This window comes from Sandarakinorhabdus sp. FBCC-B8862 (genome assembly GCF_059745315.1).
This window is the reverse complement of sequence record NZ_CM185574.1, coordinates 2,227,066-2,242,409: the sequence shown is the minus strand read 5'-3', so window position 1 is coordinate 2,242,409 and position 15,344 is coordinate 2,227,066. Positions and strand designations below refer to the sequence as shown.

The window sequence follows — 15,344 nt, the reverse complement described above, 5'->3', positions numbered from 1 at the left end:
CCCCTCAAAACACCGGCTGATTGTGGATGCCGCACTCGGTCTTGTCCCAGTGGCGCCAGCGGCCGGCCCGGGGGTCTTCGCCGGGTTGGACCTGGGATGTGCAGGGCTGGCAGCCGATGCTGGCATAGCCTTGGGCTTCCAACGGGTGGCGCGGCAGCTCGCGCAGCGCAAAATGCGCGTCGATGCGGGCCTTGTCCCAATCGGCGAGCGGGTTGATCTTCAGCCGGCCGCCATCCAGCTCGAACCGTGGCAGCCCGGCACGGCCAGCCTGAAAGCCCTTGCGGCCGGAAATCCAGGCATCGAACGGCGCCAGCGCCCGCGCCAGCGGCTCCACCTTCCTGAGACCGCAGCAGCCATCCGGATCATAGCCCCAGCGCATGCCCTTGGCATCGCGGGCCGCAATCTGGTGCGGATCGGGGCGGAACACGCGCAAATCGGTGAAGCCGAACTGTTCCACCAGCGCGTCGCCATAGGCCAGGGTTTCGCCAAACATCTTCTGGGTGTTGATGAAGATCAGCGGCACCGATTTGTCGATGCTGGCCACCAGATCGAGCAGCACCGCCGATTCGGTGCCGAACGAGCTGACCAGCGCCACCCGGTTCTTCAGATCGCCCAGCAACAGGTCGGCCAGCATCGCCGCTGTGTCCTGCCCGGCCAGCCGCTCCGTCATCGCCGCCACATCAGCGGCGGTGAAGGCCGGCGCGGTCTCGATCCGGTCAGGCAGGCGGGCGGCGCTGCTCATCGGGCCGCCAGCGCCCGTTCCTCGCGCAACAGCCACACCGGCCGCGCGGTATCGGCCGCCTTCATATAGACATGCGGGAAGCGCGCCAGCGTCGCCCGCGCCACATCGGCATCAAAGGGTTTTTCCGGCAGCACCGCATCAAAGCCGGCGCGGACCAGAAAGCCCAGCTGATCGACATAGAGCACGCCGACGGCGCGGATTTCGCCGGCAAAACCGGCTTCCCGCAGGATGCGCGCCGCCGAAAAGCCGCGGCCTTCGCGGAATTTCGGGAAGGCGATGTCGATGCGGCGGAGGCTGGCCAGATGCGGGATCAGCGCCCGCGCATCATCGCCGGGCTCCAGCCACACAGCCGTGCCGCCGGCCTGATACGCATCCAGCGGCACGGCCGGGTCGCCACACGCCGGGTCGGAGCGCAGGCGAAACAGGGTGGAATCAGCCATAAACGGCCTCCTTGAAGGGCTCGGCGCCAACGCGGCGATAGGTGTCGAGGAAGCGCTCGTCCGGGCCGCTGCGCAGGCTCTGATAACGGCCGATCACCTTCTCGACCGCCGTCACGATGCCATTCTCGTCAAAGCCGGGGCCCAGGATCTTGGCCAGGCTGGCATCCTCCGCCCCAGAACCGCCGAGCAGCAGCTGGTAATTTTCCTCGCCCTTGCGATCGACACCCAGGATGCCGATGTGGCCGGCATGGTGATGGCCGCAGCCGTTGATGCAGCCCGAAATCTTGATCTTCAGCTCGCCCAGATCGGCTTCCTGCGGGGCGAGGCGAACCGCCAGCTTCTGCGCGATCGGGATCGAACGGGCATTGGCCAGCGTGCAATAGTCAAGGCCGGGGCAGGAAATGATGTCGCTCGCCCGGTCCAGATTGGCGGTCGCCAGGCCCGCGTCCTTCAGCGCCTGCCAGATGGTGAACAGCGCATCGCGGCGCACATGCGGCAGCACCAGATTCTGGGCATGGGTCACGCGGATCTCGTCCTGCGCGTGGGCCTTGGCCAGATCGGCGATCAGGTCCATCTGATCGGCGCTGGCATCGCCGGGGATTTCGCCCGGTGCCTTCAGGCTGATGGTGACGATGGCATGGCCCGGCACCTTGTGCGGGTGGGTGTTCACCGCCACCCAGTTGGCAAATTCCGGGTTGGAAAGATCAATGTCCACCGGCGCATCTTCATCCAGTACCGGGGCCGCGAAATGCGCCGCGATGCGCGCCAGTTCTGATGGCGGCGGATCAAGGCCCAGCGGCTTCAGTGCCGCCCATTCCGCCTCCACCTGCCGCGCGAATTCGGTCGGGCCCAGATCATTGACCAGGATCTTGATGCGCGCCTTGTAGATATTGTCGCGCCGGCCGTGGCGGTTGTACACGCGCAGGATGGCTTCCATGTAGCTGAGATAGTCAGCGACAGGCAGAAATTCACGGATCACGTGCGCCAGCATCGGCGTGCGCCCCATGCCGCCGCCGACCAGCACCTTCAGGCCAATTTCGCCCTCGGGGCCGTGCACCAGCTCCAGCCCGATATCGTGCAGCTGGATGGCGGCGCGGTCGATCTTGCTGCCGGTCACGGCGATCTTGAACTTGCGAGGCAGGAAGGAAAATTCCGGATGCAGCGTCGACCATTGCCGCAGCAGCTCGGCATAGGGGCGCGGATCGGCAATCTCGTCGGCCGCCGCCGCTGCAAACTGGTCGGAACTGATGTTGCGGATGCAGTTGCCGCTGGTCTGGAAGGCATGCATCTCCACACTGGCCAGATCGGCGAGCAGGTCGGGCATCTCCTCCAGCTTCATCCAGTTGTACTGGATGTTCTGGCGCGTGGTGAAATGGCCATAGCCGCGGTCATAGCGGCGGGCGATGTGGGCCAGCATGTGCAGCTGCCGGCTGTCCAGCGTGCCATAGGGAATGGCAACGCGCAGCATATAGGCGTGCAATTGCAGATAGATGCCGTTCATCAGCCGCAGCGGCTTGAAGGCTTCTTCGGAAATCTCGTTGTTCAGGCGCCGGGCAACCTGGTCGCGGAATTCGGCGACACGGGCATCGACTATGGCCTGATCAAATTCGTCGTAACGATACATCAGATGGACTCGACCGGGAGGGAGGGAAGGGCAAAATCGGGCCGCACGCTCGGCCCCACGGCGCGCACCCGTTCACGCGTGGTGCGCGGGCGCCAGCCGGCGTCGCTGGGATCGGCATCGATCAGCGCCAGATCGTTGATGCGTTCCTGGGGTGAGAACTGCGCGATCAGCGCCTCGCCGCTGTCGTCCACGGCGATCGCGTCCTTCAGGTGCAGGGACCAGCCATCGCCGGTCCACCAGATCACATCACCGGTCTCGACCCGGTTGCCAGTCAACAGGCGGGGCATGGGATTTCCTTGTGCGGGGCCAGGGCAGCAAGGCGCCCCGGCAGGGTGGCAACATCGCCCACGATGATGAGGGCGGGGGAAGCGATGGCCTCGCGCGCCACCAGCCCGGCCAGATCGGCGAGCAGAGAGGTGACGAGGCGTTGATCAGGCTGGGTGGCGCGTTCCACCACGGCGACCGGCGTATCCGGCGCCAGGCCATCGGCCATCAGTTTCTCGGCAATCGGCCCGGCACCGGCCAGGCCCATGTAGATCACCAGCGTGCGGCCCTTGCCGGCCAGCCCGGCCCAGTTCTGCTGCGCCAGGCCCCGGCATTCGCCGGCCACGAAACTGACCATGGACGCATGATCGCGGTGCGTGAGCGGCATCAGCGTCGCCGCCGCCGCGCCATTGGCGGCGGAAATGCCGGGGATCACCTGCACTGGCACGCCGGCCGCGACACAGGCCTCCACCTCTTCGCCGCCACGGCCAAAGATGAACGGGTCACCGCCCTTCAGCCGCACCACCGTGTGGCCGGCGCGGGCTTCGGCCACCAGCAGATCGCCAATCTGCTCCTGCGGCAGCGTGTGGCGGGCGCGGCGCTTGGCCACCGAAATGCGGCGGGCGCGGGCCGGGATGAGATCGAGCACATCGGCCCCGACCAGCCCATCCAGCACCACCACATCGGCGGCCGCCAGCGCGCGCACGGCACGCACGGTCAACAGATCGGCCGCGCCGGGGCCGGCGCCCACCAGAATCACCTGTGCGGAGTTGGGCTGAAAATCCATGCTCCACCCATGCGCCAATCGGCGTCACGGGTGGAGCAAGGCTTTCTTTGGCAGGGCCTAGCCCAGCTTTGAACTCAGTTGGCGCCGAAGGTGCGCTGCCACCAGCCCTTGCGCGGCGGCGGTGCCGGCTCGGGCGTCGGCTCGGCTGGAGCCTCGGCAACCGGTGCTTCCGGGGCGGCGGCCACCACCGGCTCCGCTTCCGGCGCGGCCACAGCCTCGGGGTCGGCCACGGCCTCCACCTTCTTCTTGCGGCTGCGCTTCGGCTTGGCGGGCTCGGCCACCGGCTCTGCTGCCACCGGCGCTTCAGGCTCGGCTTCCACCGGAGCCTTCACCGGGGCCTCGGCCTCCACCTTCTTCTTGCGGCTGCGCTTCGGCTTTTCGGCCGGGGCTGCAACCACCGGCTCCGGCGCGGCTTCAACCGGCGTCTCCGCCGCAGCCTCGGCTGCCACCTCAGCATCCGCCTTCTTGCGGCGGCTGCGCTTCGGTTTGGCCGGCGCTTCTGCCTCCGGCGCGGCCGGGGCTTCAGCCTCCACCGGTGCGGCGTCGTCGTTCACGGTCTCGGCGGCGCGGTCAGCGCCACCACGGCGGCCGCGGCGGCCACGGCGACGGCGCTTGCGCTTGCCGCCACCTGCCTCACCACCATCGGCTTCGGCACCATCGCCGGCGCCCTCATCGCCGTCCTCGCCCTCGGCGGCGCCATCGTCACCCTCGGCCACGGCAGCGGCGTCGCTGGCCTGCTCATCGCCCTCCTCGCGGCGGTCACGGCCCCGGCGGCGGCGGCCCCGGCCACGGCCCCGGCGGCCATCCCGGCCCTCCCCGCGCTCCTCGCCATCGTCCTGGCCCTCGCCATCCTCGGGCGCGTCGGCTGCCTCCGGCTCCTCGTCCACCACCTTCACCACCGGCGGCAGCGGCCCCATGTCCACCCGCTTCGACGGCGGCGGGCCACCGGCATCAATCTCGAAATTCGGCCCGATCAGGCTGTCATCCGGCCGCGTCACGATCGACACGCCATACAGCTCTTCCAGCTCGGCCAGCTCGATGCGCTTGCGGTTCAGCAGATACACCGCCACCTCTTCGCCGGCGCGCAAGCCCAGGTCGCTGTGCCGCCCGCGCAGCGCCTCGGCTTCCAGTGCTCGCAGCGCCGCCAGCGCGGCAGAGGCCACCGAACGCACCATGCCGGTGCCTTCGCACATCGGGCAGACATGGGTGGAGGCTTCCAGGATGCCGGTGCGCAGCCGCTGCCGGCTCATCTCCATCAGGCCAAAGCTGGAAATCCGGCCGATCTGCACGCGGGCGCGGTCGTTCTTCAGCGCCTCCTTCATCGCCTTTTCCACCTTGCGGGTGTTGGAGCTGTTCTCCATGTCGATGAAGTCGATCACCACCAGGCCGGCCATGTCGCGCAGCCGCAGCTGGCGGGCGATTTCCTCGGCGGCTTCCAGGTTGGTCTTGGTCGCGGTTTCCTCGATGCCATATTCGCGCGTCGAGCGGCCCGAGTTGATGTCGATCGACACCAGCGCTTCCGTCGGGTTGATCACCAGATAACCACCCGATTTCAGCTGCACCACCGGCTGGTACATATTCTCCAGCTGGCCCTCCACGCCAAAGCGCTGGAACAGCGGCACCGTGCCTTCATATTCCACCACCTTGGGCGCATGGGTGGGCATCAGCATCGACATGAAGCGGTGCGCCGCCTCAAAGCCGTCGCGGCCTTCCACCAGCACCTGCTCGATATCGCGGTTGTAGATGTCGCGGATCGCCCGCTTGATCAGGCTGGAATCCTCGTGGATCAGCGCCGGGGCCTGGCTGGCCAGCGTCTTCTCGCGGATCTCGTCCCACAGCCGGGTCAGATAATCGAAATCGCGGCGGATATCGGCGGCGCTGCGCTTCAGGCCGGCGGTGCGCACGATGGCGCCCATGCCGTTCGGCAGGTGCAGATCGGCCATGATCTGCTTCAGCCGCTTGCGATCGGCCGGGTTGGAAATCTTGCGGCTGATGCCGCCGCCGTGCGCCGTGTTGGGCATCAGCACGCAATAACGGCCGGCAAGGCTGAGATAGGTGGTCAGCGCCGCGCCCTTCGATCCACGCTCTTCCTTCACCACCTGGATCAGCATCACCTGGCGGCGACGGATGACTTCCTGGATCTTGTAGCGGCGGCGCAGCGCCATGCGCTTGCGGCGCAGCGATTCCGACGGCTCGTCATGATGGCCGCCGGCTTCCTGCACCTCGTCGCCATCATCATTGTCATCGTCATGGCCATGCTCTTCGGCGGCCAGCTCGGCCTCCTCGCGCAGCAGGGCGTCGCGATCCTCCTTGGGGATCTGATAATAATCCGGGTGGATTTCGCTGAAGGCCAGGAAGCCATGGCGGTTGCCGCCATATTCCACAAAGGCCGCCTGCAACGAGGGCTCAACCCGCGTCACCTTGGCCAGATAGATATTGCCTTTCAGCTGACGCTTGTCAGCCGATTCGAAATCAAATTCCTCGATGCGTTGGCCATTCACCACGGCCACCCGTGTTTCTTCCGGGTGGCGGGCGTCGATCAGCATGCGGTGTGACATGAATATGCTCCGTGGCGCGGGGCCGCCGGCTCGGTTGAGCACAAGGCGGTCGGCGCGAATAGAAAAGGCCGGCGCAAGGCCAGCCGAAGGGATGTGAAACGAAAATCGCCGGGGCGGCAGCCGCATGGGCCGGATGCCGCAATGCGGGCATCCCTTCGGCCATGGCGTGCAAGCTGTTCATCCGCGTCCCATCAAATCGTTGGCCGGCAGCGCGCCGGCCCGGATTGTCGGCGCCATCCTGCCAAACACCGGCCTGCCCGCCATCAACATGGCAATTGGGCGGCGGCAGCGCAGAAATGCCGACAATGGCAACGGTTCTCACCGTTGTTGTCGCAGTGGTAGCAGGCACTTGGCGGAGCGGCAAGGGTGCGGCATTGACGCATTGTCGTCATATGGCATCCGAATTTCACAAGAGGACACGGGCACATGAAGCGCATCTTGTTGACCGGGCTGGCCGCGCTGGCCCTGATTCCGGCCGGCGCGGCGGTTGCCGAACCCCTCAGCCTCGAACGCGTCTTCGCCTCGCCCGCCCTCACCGGCCCACGCCCGCGCGTGCTCAAACTCTCCCCGGATGGCCGGCTGGCGACGCTGTTGAAAAGCCGGCCGCAGGATCGCGACCGCTTCGATCTGTGGGCCGTCGATACCGCCACCGGGCAAAGCCGCATGCTGGTCGATTCCGCAAAACTCGCCAGCGCCGGCCCCTTGTCGGAGGCCGAGCGCATGAACCGCGAGCGCCAGCGCATCGCCGATGTGAAGGGCATCACCCAATATGGCTGGGCCCCCGATGGCCAGCGCCTGCTGGTGCCGGTGGATGGCGATCTGTGGGTGGCCGGCGTGGATGGCAGCGTGCAGCGGCTGACGCAGACGCCCGAAACCGAAACCGACGCCCGCCTGTCCCCCAGGGGCCAGTTCGCCAGCTTCGTGCGCGACGGCCATCTGTTCGTGCAGCCGCTGGCGGGCGGTGCCGCCCGCGACATCGCCGGTGAAGCCACAGCAAAGGTCGCCTGGGGCGTCGCCGAATTCATCGCGCAGGAGGAACTGAATCGCTTCGATGGCCATTGGTGGTCGCCCGATGATGCCCGCATCGCGGTCGCCCGGGTCGACGAAACCCCGGTCAAGCAGGTCACCCGCGCCGCCATCGGCGCCGATGGCACAAGGCTGTTCACCCAGGCCTATCCGGCCGCCGGCACCGCCAACGCGCTGGTCACGCTGTGGCTGGTCAACCCCGATGGCTCGGGGCGCACCGCCATCGATCTGGGCAACCCGGCCGATCATTATATCGCCCGCGTCGCCTGGGCCCAGGATGGCAAGACGCTTTATGTCCAGCGGCTGACCCGCGATCAGACCCGGCTCGACATCATGGCCGTCGATGCCACCACCGGCGCCGCCCGCGTGTTGCACAGCGAAACCGCGAAGACCTGGATCAACCTGCACAACAGCTTCGAACCGTTGAAGGATGGCAGCATCCTGTGGGCCAGCGAGGCCGATGGCTTTCGCCACCTCTATCGCCTCAATGGCGGCAAGGCGGTGCAGCTCACCCGCGGCCGCTGGGCGGTGGATGAACTGGTCGGCGTCAACGAAAAGGATGGCCGGCTGTGGTTCACCGGCTTTGCCGATTCCACCCTCGAAAAAAATGTCTATGCTCTTGATTTCCGCAAGCCCGGCGCCGCCCCGCAGCGGCTGACTGCGCCCGGCGGCTGGCACGAGGCGACCATGGACAAGGCCGGCCGCCGCCTGATCATCACCAGCACCACCCCCAGCCAGCCGGCGCAGGTCTGGCTAGCCGATGGCCAGGGCAAGCGGCTGACCTGGATCGAGGAAAACCGGCTGGACGCGGCTCACCCTTACGCGCCGTATCTCGCCAACCATGTCGTGCCCGAATTCGGCACGCTGAAGGCCGCCGATGGCCAGGCCATGGATTGGCGTCTGCTCAAGCCCAGGGGCCCCGGCCCCTTCCCGGTGCTGGTGCAGGTCTATGGCGGGCCGCACGCCCACAATGTCCACAAGCGTTTCCCGGCCGTGATCGAACAATATCTCGTCCAGCAGGGCTGGGCGGTGTTCCAGCTCGACAACCGCGGCAGCAATGATCGCGGCAAGGCCTTTGAAGACCCGATCCACTTACGGCTGGGCGGCGTGGAGGTGCAGGACCAGCTGCAGGCCCTGGCCTGGATCAAGCAGCAACCTTGGGCCAAGCCGGACAAGATTGCCGTCAACGGCTGGTCCTACGGCGGCTACATGGTGCTGAAACTGCTGGAAGCCGCCCCCGGCCAGTTCGCCGCCGGCATCTCCGGCGCCCCCGTCACCCGCTGGGAACTGTACGATACCGCTTATACCGAGCGTTATCTGGGCAACCCCAGCGTCGATGCCGGGCCCTACCAACGCTCCGGCGCGCTCGGCGATGCCGGCAAGATCAAGGACCCGCTGCTGCTGATCCACGGCATGGCGGACGACAATGTCGTCTTCGAAAACTCGCTGGCGATGATGACCGCTCTGCAACGCGCGAAAACGCCGTTCGACCTGATGGTCTACCCCGGCGCCACCCACGCCACCCCGGGGCTGGAGGTGCACACGTGGATCACCCGTCTGCAGTTCCTCGGCCGGACGGTGGCGCCGACCGGGTTTTGAGGGGGCACTGCTCCCCTCCCGCTTGCGGGAGGGGTTGGGGGTGGGCATGGCCGGGCTGTGCCGCATCAGTGGACAAAGCCCAAACCCGCTCATGCTGAGCTTGTCGAAGCACCCCACAAACCCACAGCCAGGCCCCGGCCGGTGCGGCCGGCGGCAGAGCCGCCGAGTCCGCTTCAAGTGCAAGGAAGAAAGAAGAAAGAGCGCGGCAAAGCCGCGCCGTCGGACGACTCACGAAAAAGGCGACCTGCATGGTCGCCTTTTTTGGTCGCCGGCCGGAGTGCGGCGAGTCTGGAAATAGCTGCGCTATTTCCAGCCGCCTTACTCGTAATCCCCACCCATGTTCTGGTTCCGGGGCGGCTGGGCGGCGGTGATCCGCAGCGCTTCCGCCGACGCCGACAGCGAGCCGATCACATCCGGCGTGTCGTCATCCTCGGCCTGCACCTTCTGCATGCCCACCACCATCGATTCCGTCAGATCAACCGGACGGATCGTCTGCTCGGCGATCTCACGCAGCGCCACCACCGGGTTCTTGTCGCGGTCGCGGTCGATGGTCAGCTCCGAACCCGACGAGATGTTGCGGGCGCGATGCGCGGCCAGCAGCACCAGGTCAAACCGGTTGGGGACCTTGTCAACGCAGTCTTCAACAGTCACGCGTGCCATGAAGCGGCTCCGAAAAATCCGATGTGGGAATGCCGCTCCCTGACGATTCGCCCCGGCAAAGTCAAGGAAATTGCCCCTCCACGCCGGTGCCACCGCTTGACTCGCGCGACACACCCCCCTAACGCACCCGCTTCGCATCTGGCCCCGCACCCCGGTGAAGCGGTGGCCCACGCAGACAACAGGTGTGCGCGGCGAGACCGGGACCAACGTTGATAGCAGAAGCCAAGGATATCACATGTCGAAGCGCTCCAACGCGAAGTACAAGCTTGACCGCCGCATGGGCGAGAACATCTGGGGCCGCCCCAAGAGCCCGGTGAACAAGCGCGAATATGGCCCCGGCCAGCACGGCCAGCGCCGCAAGGGCAAGATGAGCGATTTCGGCCTGCAGCTGCGCGCCAAGCAGAAGCTGAAGGGCTATTATGGTGACGTCACCGAAAAGCAGTTCCGCAAGGTCTATGCCGAAGCGGTGCGCATGAAGGGTGACACCTCGCAGAACCTGATCGGCCTGCTCGAACAGCGCCTGGACATCGTGGTCTATCGCGCCAAGTGGGCGCCGACCGTGTTCGCCGCCCGCCAGATCGTCAACCATGGCCACATCTGGGTGAACGGCGTGCGCTGCAACATCGGTTCGGCCCGCGTGAAGCCGGGCGACGTGGTCGAGCTTGGCCCGAAGGCCCGCGAAATGGCGCTGGTGCTCGAAGCCCAGAGCCTGTCGGAGCGTGACGTGCCGGAATATGTCTCGGTCGACGGCAACAAGGCCACCTATGTCCGCGTGCCGACGCTGGACGAAGTGCCGTACCCGGTGAAGATGGAACCGAACCTGGTCGTCGAATTCTACAGCCGTTAATGCGGCGTGTGGGCAACGCGCAGCGTTGTCCACCGACTCGCATTGGCACGGCCAGCGAACGAAAAGGGCGGCTCTCCAGCCGCCCTTTTTGATTCGTCTGACCCCGGATCAGGTCGGGAATGATATACTTGACAAAGCAGCGTTGACGCCGTAGTGATGATGCATGGACATCACCGCTCCCCGCTTCACCGATGAAAACGCCGCCCGCGAGCATCTGGAAAGCCTGCGCTGGCCGGAAGGCCCGTATTGCCCGCACTGCGGTTCGTTCAATGCCAAGCGCTTGCCTGCCCAGCGTGGCCGCAAGACCAAGGCTCACCCGGAAGGCGCGCTGCGCTGCGGTGTGATCCAGTGCAACGATTGCCGCGAACAATACACCGTCACCGTTGGCACTGTGTTTGAAAGCAGCAAGATCGGCCTTCACAAGTGGGTGCTGGCGACGTTCCTGCTTTGCTCGTCAAAGCGCGGCATGTCTGGCCACCAGCTTGCCCGCATGCTTGGCGTCACCCAAAAGACGGCGTGGTTCATGTCGCACCGCATCCGCGAAGCCATGAAGCCCAACGATGACCAAGGGCCGTTGGGCGGCGAAGGCAAGGTTGTGGAAGCCGATGAAACCTTTGTCGGTGGCAAGGAAAAGAACCGTCACAAGTCCAAGCGCGCCACCCGCCGCCTGGGCGGTAGCTGGGGCAAGGAAACCGTCTTCTCGTTGGTGGAGCGTGACGGTTCTGTGCGCTCCACCCATGTTGTCAGCGTCACCGCCGCCAACCTCAAGCCCATCATGGTTGCCCAGATCGACGCCGCCAGCACGCTCATGACCGATGACGCTGGCCAGTATCGTTACATGCACCGCGCCTTCAAGCATGAGATCGTCAACCATGGCGCGGGTGAGTATGTGCGCGGCACGGCACACACTAACACGGTTGAAGGCTATTTCAGCATCTTCAAGCGCGGTGTGATCGGCACCTACTACCACATGAGCGCTAAGCATCTGCATCGCTACTGTGTTGAGTTCGACTTCCGCTACAACACCCGCAAGGGCAACGATTTTGAGCGTTGCGAACTGGCCTTGAAGGGGATTGCGGGCAAGCGCCTCACCTATCGGCGGGCTGGTCAACTCGCTGCCTAAAAAGGTCGGGCCGCCTCAACTGACATTCGAGTTTATGCCAGACAGGAAGCGCCGTTAGCCGTTGCGGTATCTTGATGCCTGTGGTATTTAGATACCATGCAAATTGCACCCGCGCCTGATCGCTACGCTTTATGCCTTGGTCCAGACGGCATTTATCGCGTCGATGGGCGGATTATCCCAAGTGCTAACCACCCCGCCCACTGCGTCAATGACAACAAGCTTGTCGTTGAAATCTTGGGCGGCTCTAACCAATGCAAAGGCAGTGGCGGGATCGTGGGGCGTATTCACATAAAACAGTGAAAACTGAAATTGATGCCATTGGCCTAAGCCTTTGATCGCATCGCGTACCGCGTCGTAGTTTTGTCCCGGCGAATTTAAATCATAAGCAATGAACAGATTGTGGGCCATGCGCGCCTCCGATTCGGCTTATACGCGCACATCATGATTGCACCGCGCTGTTGAGTCGAGTCAGCGCCGGGACGGCCCGCTTAACCCTTGGGCTTTTTCTCTTTCGGACTCGACTTTTTGGCTGGTTTGTGCGGCTTAGGTGGCGTGTTGAGCATCCTGCGCAACACGTCATCTTCTTGCTGTTGAGTGGTGTCGGTCATGCTTAGTCCCTCAATTCTCGCAGGACCTCGTTTAAAGGTTAAACGGGCCGAGAGCCACATCGACGAATTTAGGCTCCGAACCGACCCTCTGTGCAGCGACTGGTACACCCTTAGCGTCAACAAGGTTCGCGCGCATGCCATTGAGGCAAAGCCTAGCCGTTTTGAGCTTACCTACAGGCCCAAAGAGCCAATCCCAGAGTTGCTCGCAATCATTGTTGGTGACGCGATCCACAATCTGCGATCTGCATTGGATCATCTTGCGGGCGGCATCATCCGAACCCTTAACGACCCACCCAAAGACCTCAGGCCCTACTTTCCAATGCATCCTAAGTGGGAACACCTCGAAACCGACAGATCGTTGGCGGCGATAGAGCAAGCCCTCCCCGGCTCCAAAAAAACGCTTCTCGAAGAGATACGGCCGGCAAATGGAGCGAACGAAACGCTGTGGGGTTTCAACGATCTCAGCAACCTCGACAAGCACAACCTTATCATTCCCAGTATCGCCGTAACGCAAATAATCGGATCCTTCCGTTTGGGAACAAACACGTTTACCGATTGCGGAGGCGGCGGCGATGCGACAAAGCCATACGTATTGATTTCCTCTAACGGCCCAATCACCGTAGACAAGGATTTCCAAACGACCGTCGAGGTACGGTTCGGAGAGGGAAAGCATCCTTTCAAAGACGAGCCGGTTGTCCCAACGCTCTTTCAGATTAGAGATATCGTTTCGGAAACCATCAACGCCTTTGAAAGGTTGATAGCCGCCAACCGCTGATTGCAGATTGGCCACCGCTACAGCAGGATCAATCGGCTTTGTCATGTATATCATTCCCGATCAGGTCCGGGGCAGGCTCTGCGGCTTTGCCGCGGCGCTGCATACCCCCCCTTTTGGGTTGCGGCAGGGGCCAATCCCCCCCAAGATAGTCGGCTATGTTGCGCCAGTATGAATTGGTCGAGCGGGTCAAGGCCTATGACCCGGAAGCGGACGAGGATCTGCTCAACCGCGCCTATGTGTTTTCGGTGAAGGCCCACGGCAGCCAGCTGCGCGCCAGCGGTGACCCCTATTTCAGCCACCCGATCGAAGTCGCCGGCATCCTGACCGACCTGCAACTGGACGACAAGACCATCGCCACCGCCATCCTGCACGACACCATCGAGGACACGGTGGCCACGCAGGAGCAGATCGAGAAGCTGTTCGGGCCCGATGTCGGTCGGCTGGTCGATGGCGTCACCAAGCTGTCCAAGATCGAAACCCAGACCGAAAGCGAGCGCCAGGCCGAAAATCTCAGGAAATTCCTGCTGGCGATGTCGAACGACATCCGCGTGCTGCTGGTCAAGCTGGCCGACCGGCTGCACAACATGCGCACCCTCCACCATATCGGCAAGGAGGAGAAGCGCCGCCGCATCGCCCGCGAAACCATGGACATCTATGCCCCGCTCGCAGAGCGGATCGGCATGTATGGCTTCATGGAGGAGATGCAGGAGCTGGCCTTCAGGCATCTCGAACCCGAAGCCAGCGACATGATCGCCCAGCGCATGGCCCGCCTGCGCGACACCACCGGTGCCAATGTCCATCGCATCACCGGCGCGCTGGAATCGCTGCTGCGTTCGAAGGGCCTGGCCGCCAAGGTCACCGGCCGCGAAAAGCGCCCCTACAGCATCTGGCGCAAGATGCAGGCGCGCCAGATGAGCTTCGAGCAATTGTCCGACGTGATGGCCTTCCGTGTCACCGTCGAGGATGTCTCCGAATGCTACCGCGCGCTCGGCATCGTCCATGGCCGCTGGCCGATGGTGCCCGGCCGCTTCAAGGATTTCATCTCCACGCCCAAGCCCAACGGTTATCGCTCGCTGCACACGTCGGTGCTGCTCGGCGGCGAACAGGCCCGCATCGAGGTGCAGATCCGCACGAAATTGATGCACGAGGAAGCCGAATATGGCCTCGCCGCCCACTGGGCCTACAAGCAGGGGGCCGAAGGCGCCCCGGCGCGGGAGGCCTATCCCTGGCTCGAGGATCTGCTCGACGTGCTGCAGGATGCCGCCAGCCCGGAGGAACTGCTGGAAAACGCCCGCCTGGCGATGTTCCAGGATCAGGTCTTCGCCTTCACCCCCAAGGGCGAGCTCTATCAGCTGCCGCGCGACGCGACCCCGGTGGATTTCGCCTATGCCGTCCACTCCGATCTGGGCGATACCTGCGTCGGCGCCAAGGTCAACGGCCGCGTCGTGCCGCTGCGCACCCGGCTGGTGAACGGCGATCAGGTCGAGATCTTGAAGGGCAAGGTCAAATCCCCCGATCCGGCCTGGGAGGCCTTTGTCGCCAGCGCCAAGGCCCGCGCCGCCATCCGCCGCCATGTCCGCCACAAGCGCCGCGAGGAATTGCAGGCCATGGGCCTGAAATTGCTCGATGCGCTCGCCGCCCGGCTGCGCGTGACACTGGACGATGAAATCCTCGGGCCCGCGCTGGGCCGGCTCAAGATCCACGACCGGGCTGCACTGGAACTGGCCATGGCGGAAAACCGCCTGTCCGATGATCAGGTCGCCGAAGCCCTCGTCCCCGGCGCCAGCGCCGCCCGCCGCCCGCGCTCGGCCAAGGCCAAGGCCGCCGCCGCCATCTCCATCGAAGGCCTCACCCCCGGTGTCGGCTTCCTGCTCTGCGATCACTGCCGCCCGGTGCCGGGCGATCGCATCGTCGGCGTGCGCCACCCCGATGGCCCCATCAGCGTGCATGTCATCGATTGCGACCATCTGGCGGACGAAAGCGGCGAGTGGCTGGACGTTCGCTGGGGCGCCGAAACCGCCGGCGCGGCCGCGCGCATATCGGTGGTGGTGCACAACCAGCCCGGCGCCTTGGCCAGCCTCGCCGCCAGCATCGCCGCCCACAATGCCAACATCGTCGGCCTGGCGCTGAAGCACCGCGACCGCGAATTCCACACCGACATCGTCGATATCGAAGTGGAAAGCGTTGCCCACCTCGGCACCATCCTCACCGCGCTGCGCCAGGTGAAGTCCGTGGTCTCGGCCGAACGCGTGCGATTATAGGCTTGCAGCCGCCGGCCCGGCGGTTACGCT

The 15,344-nt window shown here is 64.8% G+C and carries 13 protein-coding genes; 4 read left to right on the top strand and 9 right to left on the bottom strand.

The annotated features are described in order from the left end of the window. Positions 1 to 4 precede the first annotated feature (4 nt). The 6 genes from AC6BOR_RS10825 to AC6BOR_RS10800 all read right to left on the bottom strand — a co-directional run bounded on the left by AC6BOR_RS10825 (position 5) and on the right by AC6BOR_RS10800 (position 6,415). Positions 5 to 742 (bottom strand): phosphoadenylyl-sulfate reductase, encoded by a 738-nt coding sequence (locus tag AC6BOR_RS10825; RefSeq protein ID WP_498058451.1) that lies wholly within the window; start codon positions 740 to 742, stop codon positions 5 to 7. Then, a complete protein-coding gene (locus AC6BOR_RS10820; RefSeq protein WP_498058450.1) occupies positions 739 to 1,182 on the bottom strand; it encodes a DUF934 domain-containing protein in 444 nt (147 codons plus the stop codon). The genes AC6BOR_RS10825 and AC6BOR_RS10820 overlap by 4 nt, the downstream gene beginning before the upstream one ends. Next, positions 1,175 to 2,806: a nitrite/sulfite reductase gene (locus AC6BOR_RS10815; RefSeq protein ID WP_498058449.1), complete on the bottom strand. Its 1,632-nt coding sequence runs from the start codon at positions 2,804 to 2,806 to the stop codon at positions 1,175 to 1,177. The genes AC6BOR_RS10820 and AC6BOR_RS10815 overlap by 8 nt, the downstream gene beginning before the upstream one ends. Continuing rightward, on the bottom strand, positions 2,806 to 3,093 hold the full coding sequence (locus AC6BOR_RS10810) for a DUF2849 domain-containing protein (protein WP_498058448.1): 288 nt from the start codon (positions 3,091 to 3,093) through the stop codon (positions 2,806 to 2,808). The genes AC6BOR_RS10815 and AC6BOR_RS10810 overlap by 1 nt, the downstream gene beginning before the upstream one ends. After that, a complete protein-coding gene (gene cobA / locus AC6BOR_RS10805; RefSeq protein WP_498058447.1) occupies positions 3,078 to 3,857 on the bottom strand; it encodes a uroporphyrinogen-III C-methyltransferase in 780 nt (259 codons plus the stop codon). Before cobA ends, AC6BOR_RS10810 begins: the two co-directional genes overlap by 16 nt. A gap of 74 nt (positions 3,858 to 3,931) precedes the next feature. Beyond that, positions 3,932 to 6,415, bottom strand: coding sequence for an Rne/Rng family ribonuclease (locus tag AC6BOR_RS10800; RefSeq protein WP_498058446.1), 2,484 nt, complete (start codon positions 6,413 to 6,415; stop codon positions 3,932 to 3,934). Between the two features lie 426 nt (positions 6,416 to 6,841). On the opposite strand from AC6BOR_RS10800, the gene AC6BOR_RS10795 reads away from it, so the two are divergent. Beyond that, positions 6,842 to 9,040, top strand: a complete 2,199-nt coding sequence (locus tag AC6BOR_RS10795) for a S9 family peptidase (RefSeq protein ID WP_498058445.1) — start codon at positions 6,842 to 6,844, stop codon at positions 9,038 to 9,040. A gap of 318 nt (positions 9,041 to 9,358) precedes the next feature. Here the strand turns inward: AC6BOR_RS10795 and rpoZ are convergent, their stop codons facing one another. Beyond that, a complete protein-coding gene (gene rpoZ / locus AC6BOR_RS10790; RefSeq protein WP_094473408.1) occupies positions 9,359 to 9,700 on the bottom strand; it encodes a DNA-directed RNA polymerase subunit omega in 342 nt (113 codons plus the stop codon). A gap of 235 nt (positions 9,701 to 9,935) precedes the next feature. On the opposite strand from rpoZ, the gene rpsD reads away from it, so the two are divergent. Beyond that, entirely contained in the window at positions 9,936 to 10,547 is a 612-nt protein-coding gene (gene rpsD / locus AC6BOR_RS10785) for a 30S ribosomal protein S4 (RefSeq protein ID WP_086115585.1), read from the top strand. 163 nt (positions 10,548 to 10,710) lie between these two features. Continuing rightward, complete coding sequence (locus AC6BOR_RS10780) at positions 10,711 to 11,670, top strand: IS1595 family transposase (RefSeq protein WP_498058444.1); 960 nt, start codon at positions 10,711 to 10,713, stop codon at positions 11,668 to 11,670. A 129-nt stretch (positions 11,671 to 11,799) separates the two neighbouring features. On the opposite strand, the gene AC6BOR_RS10775 is transcribed toward AC6BOR_RS10780, so the two are convergent. Together AC6BOR_RS10775 and AC6BOR_RS10770 are read right to left on the bottom strand one after the other, a co-directional pair. After that, positions 11,800 to 12,078 (bottom strand): hypothetical protein, encoded by a 279-nt coding sequence (locus tag AC6BOR_RS10775; RefSeq protein ID WP_498058443.1) that lies wholly within the window; start codon positions 12,076 to 12,078, stop codon positions 11,800 to 11,802. A 231-nt stretch (positions 12,079 to 12,309) separates the two neighbouring features. Further along, on the bottom strand, positions 12,310 to 13,098 hold the full coding sequence (locus tag AC6BOR_RS10770; RefSeq protein ID WP_498058442.1) for a hypothetical protein: 789 nt from the start codon (positions 13,096 to 13,098) through the stop codon (positions 12,310 to 12,312). 110 nt (positions 13,099 to 13,208) lie between these two features. On the opposite strand from AC6BOR_RS10770, the gene AC6BOR_RS10765 reads away from it, so the two are divergent. After that, positions 13,209 to 15,314, top strand: a complete 2,106-nt coding sequence (locus AC6BOR_RS10765; protein ID WP_498058441.1) for a RelA/SpoT family protein — start codon at positions 13,209 to 13,211, stop codon at positions 15,312 to 15,314. The last annotated feature ends 30 nt before the right edge of the window (positions 15,315 to 15,344 follow it).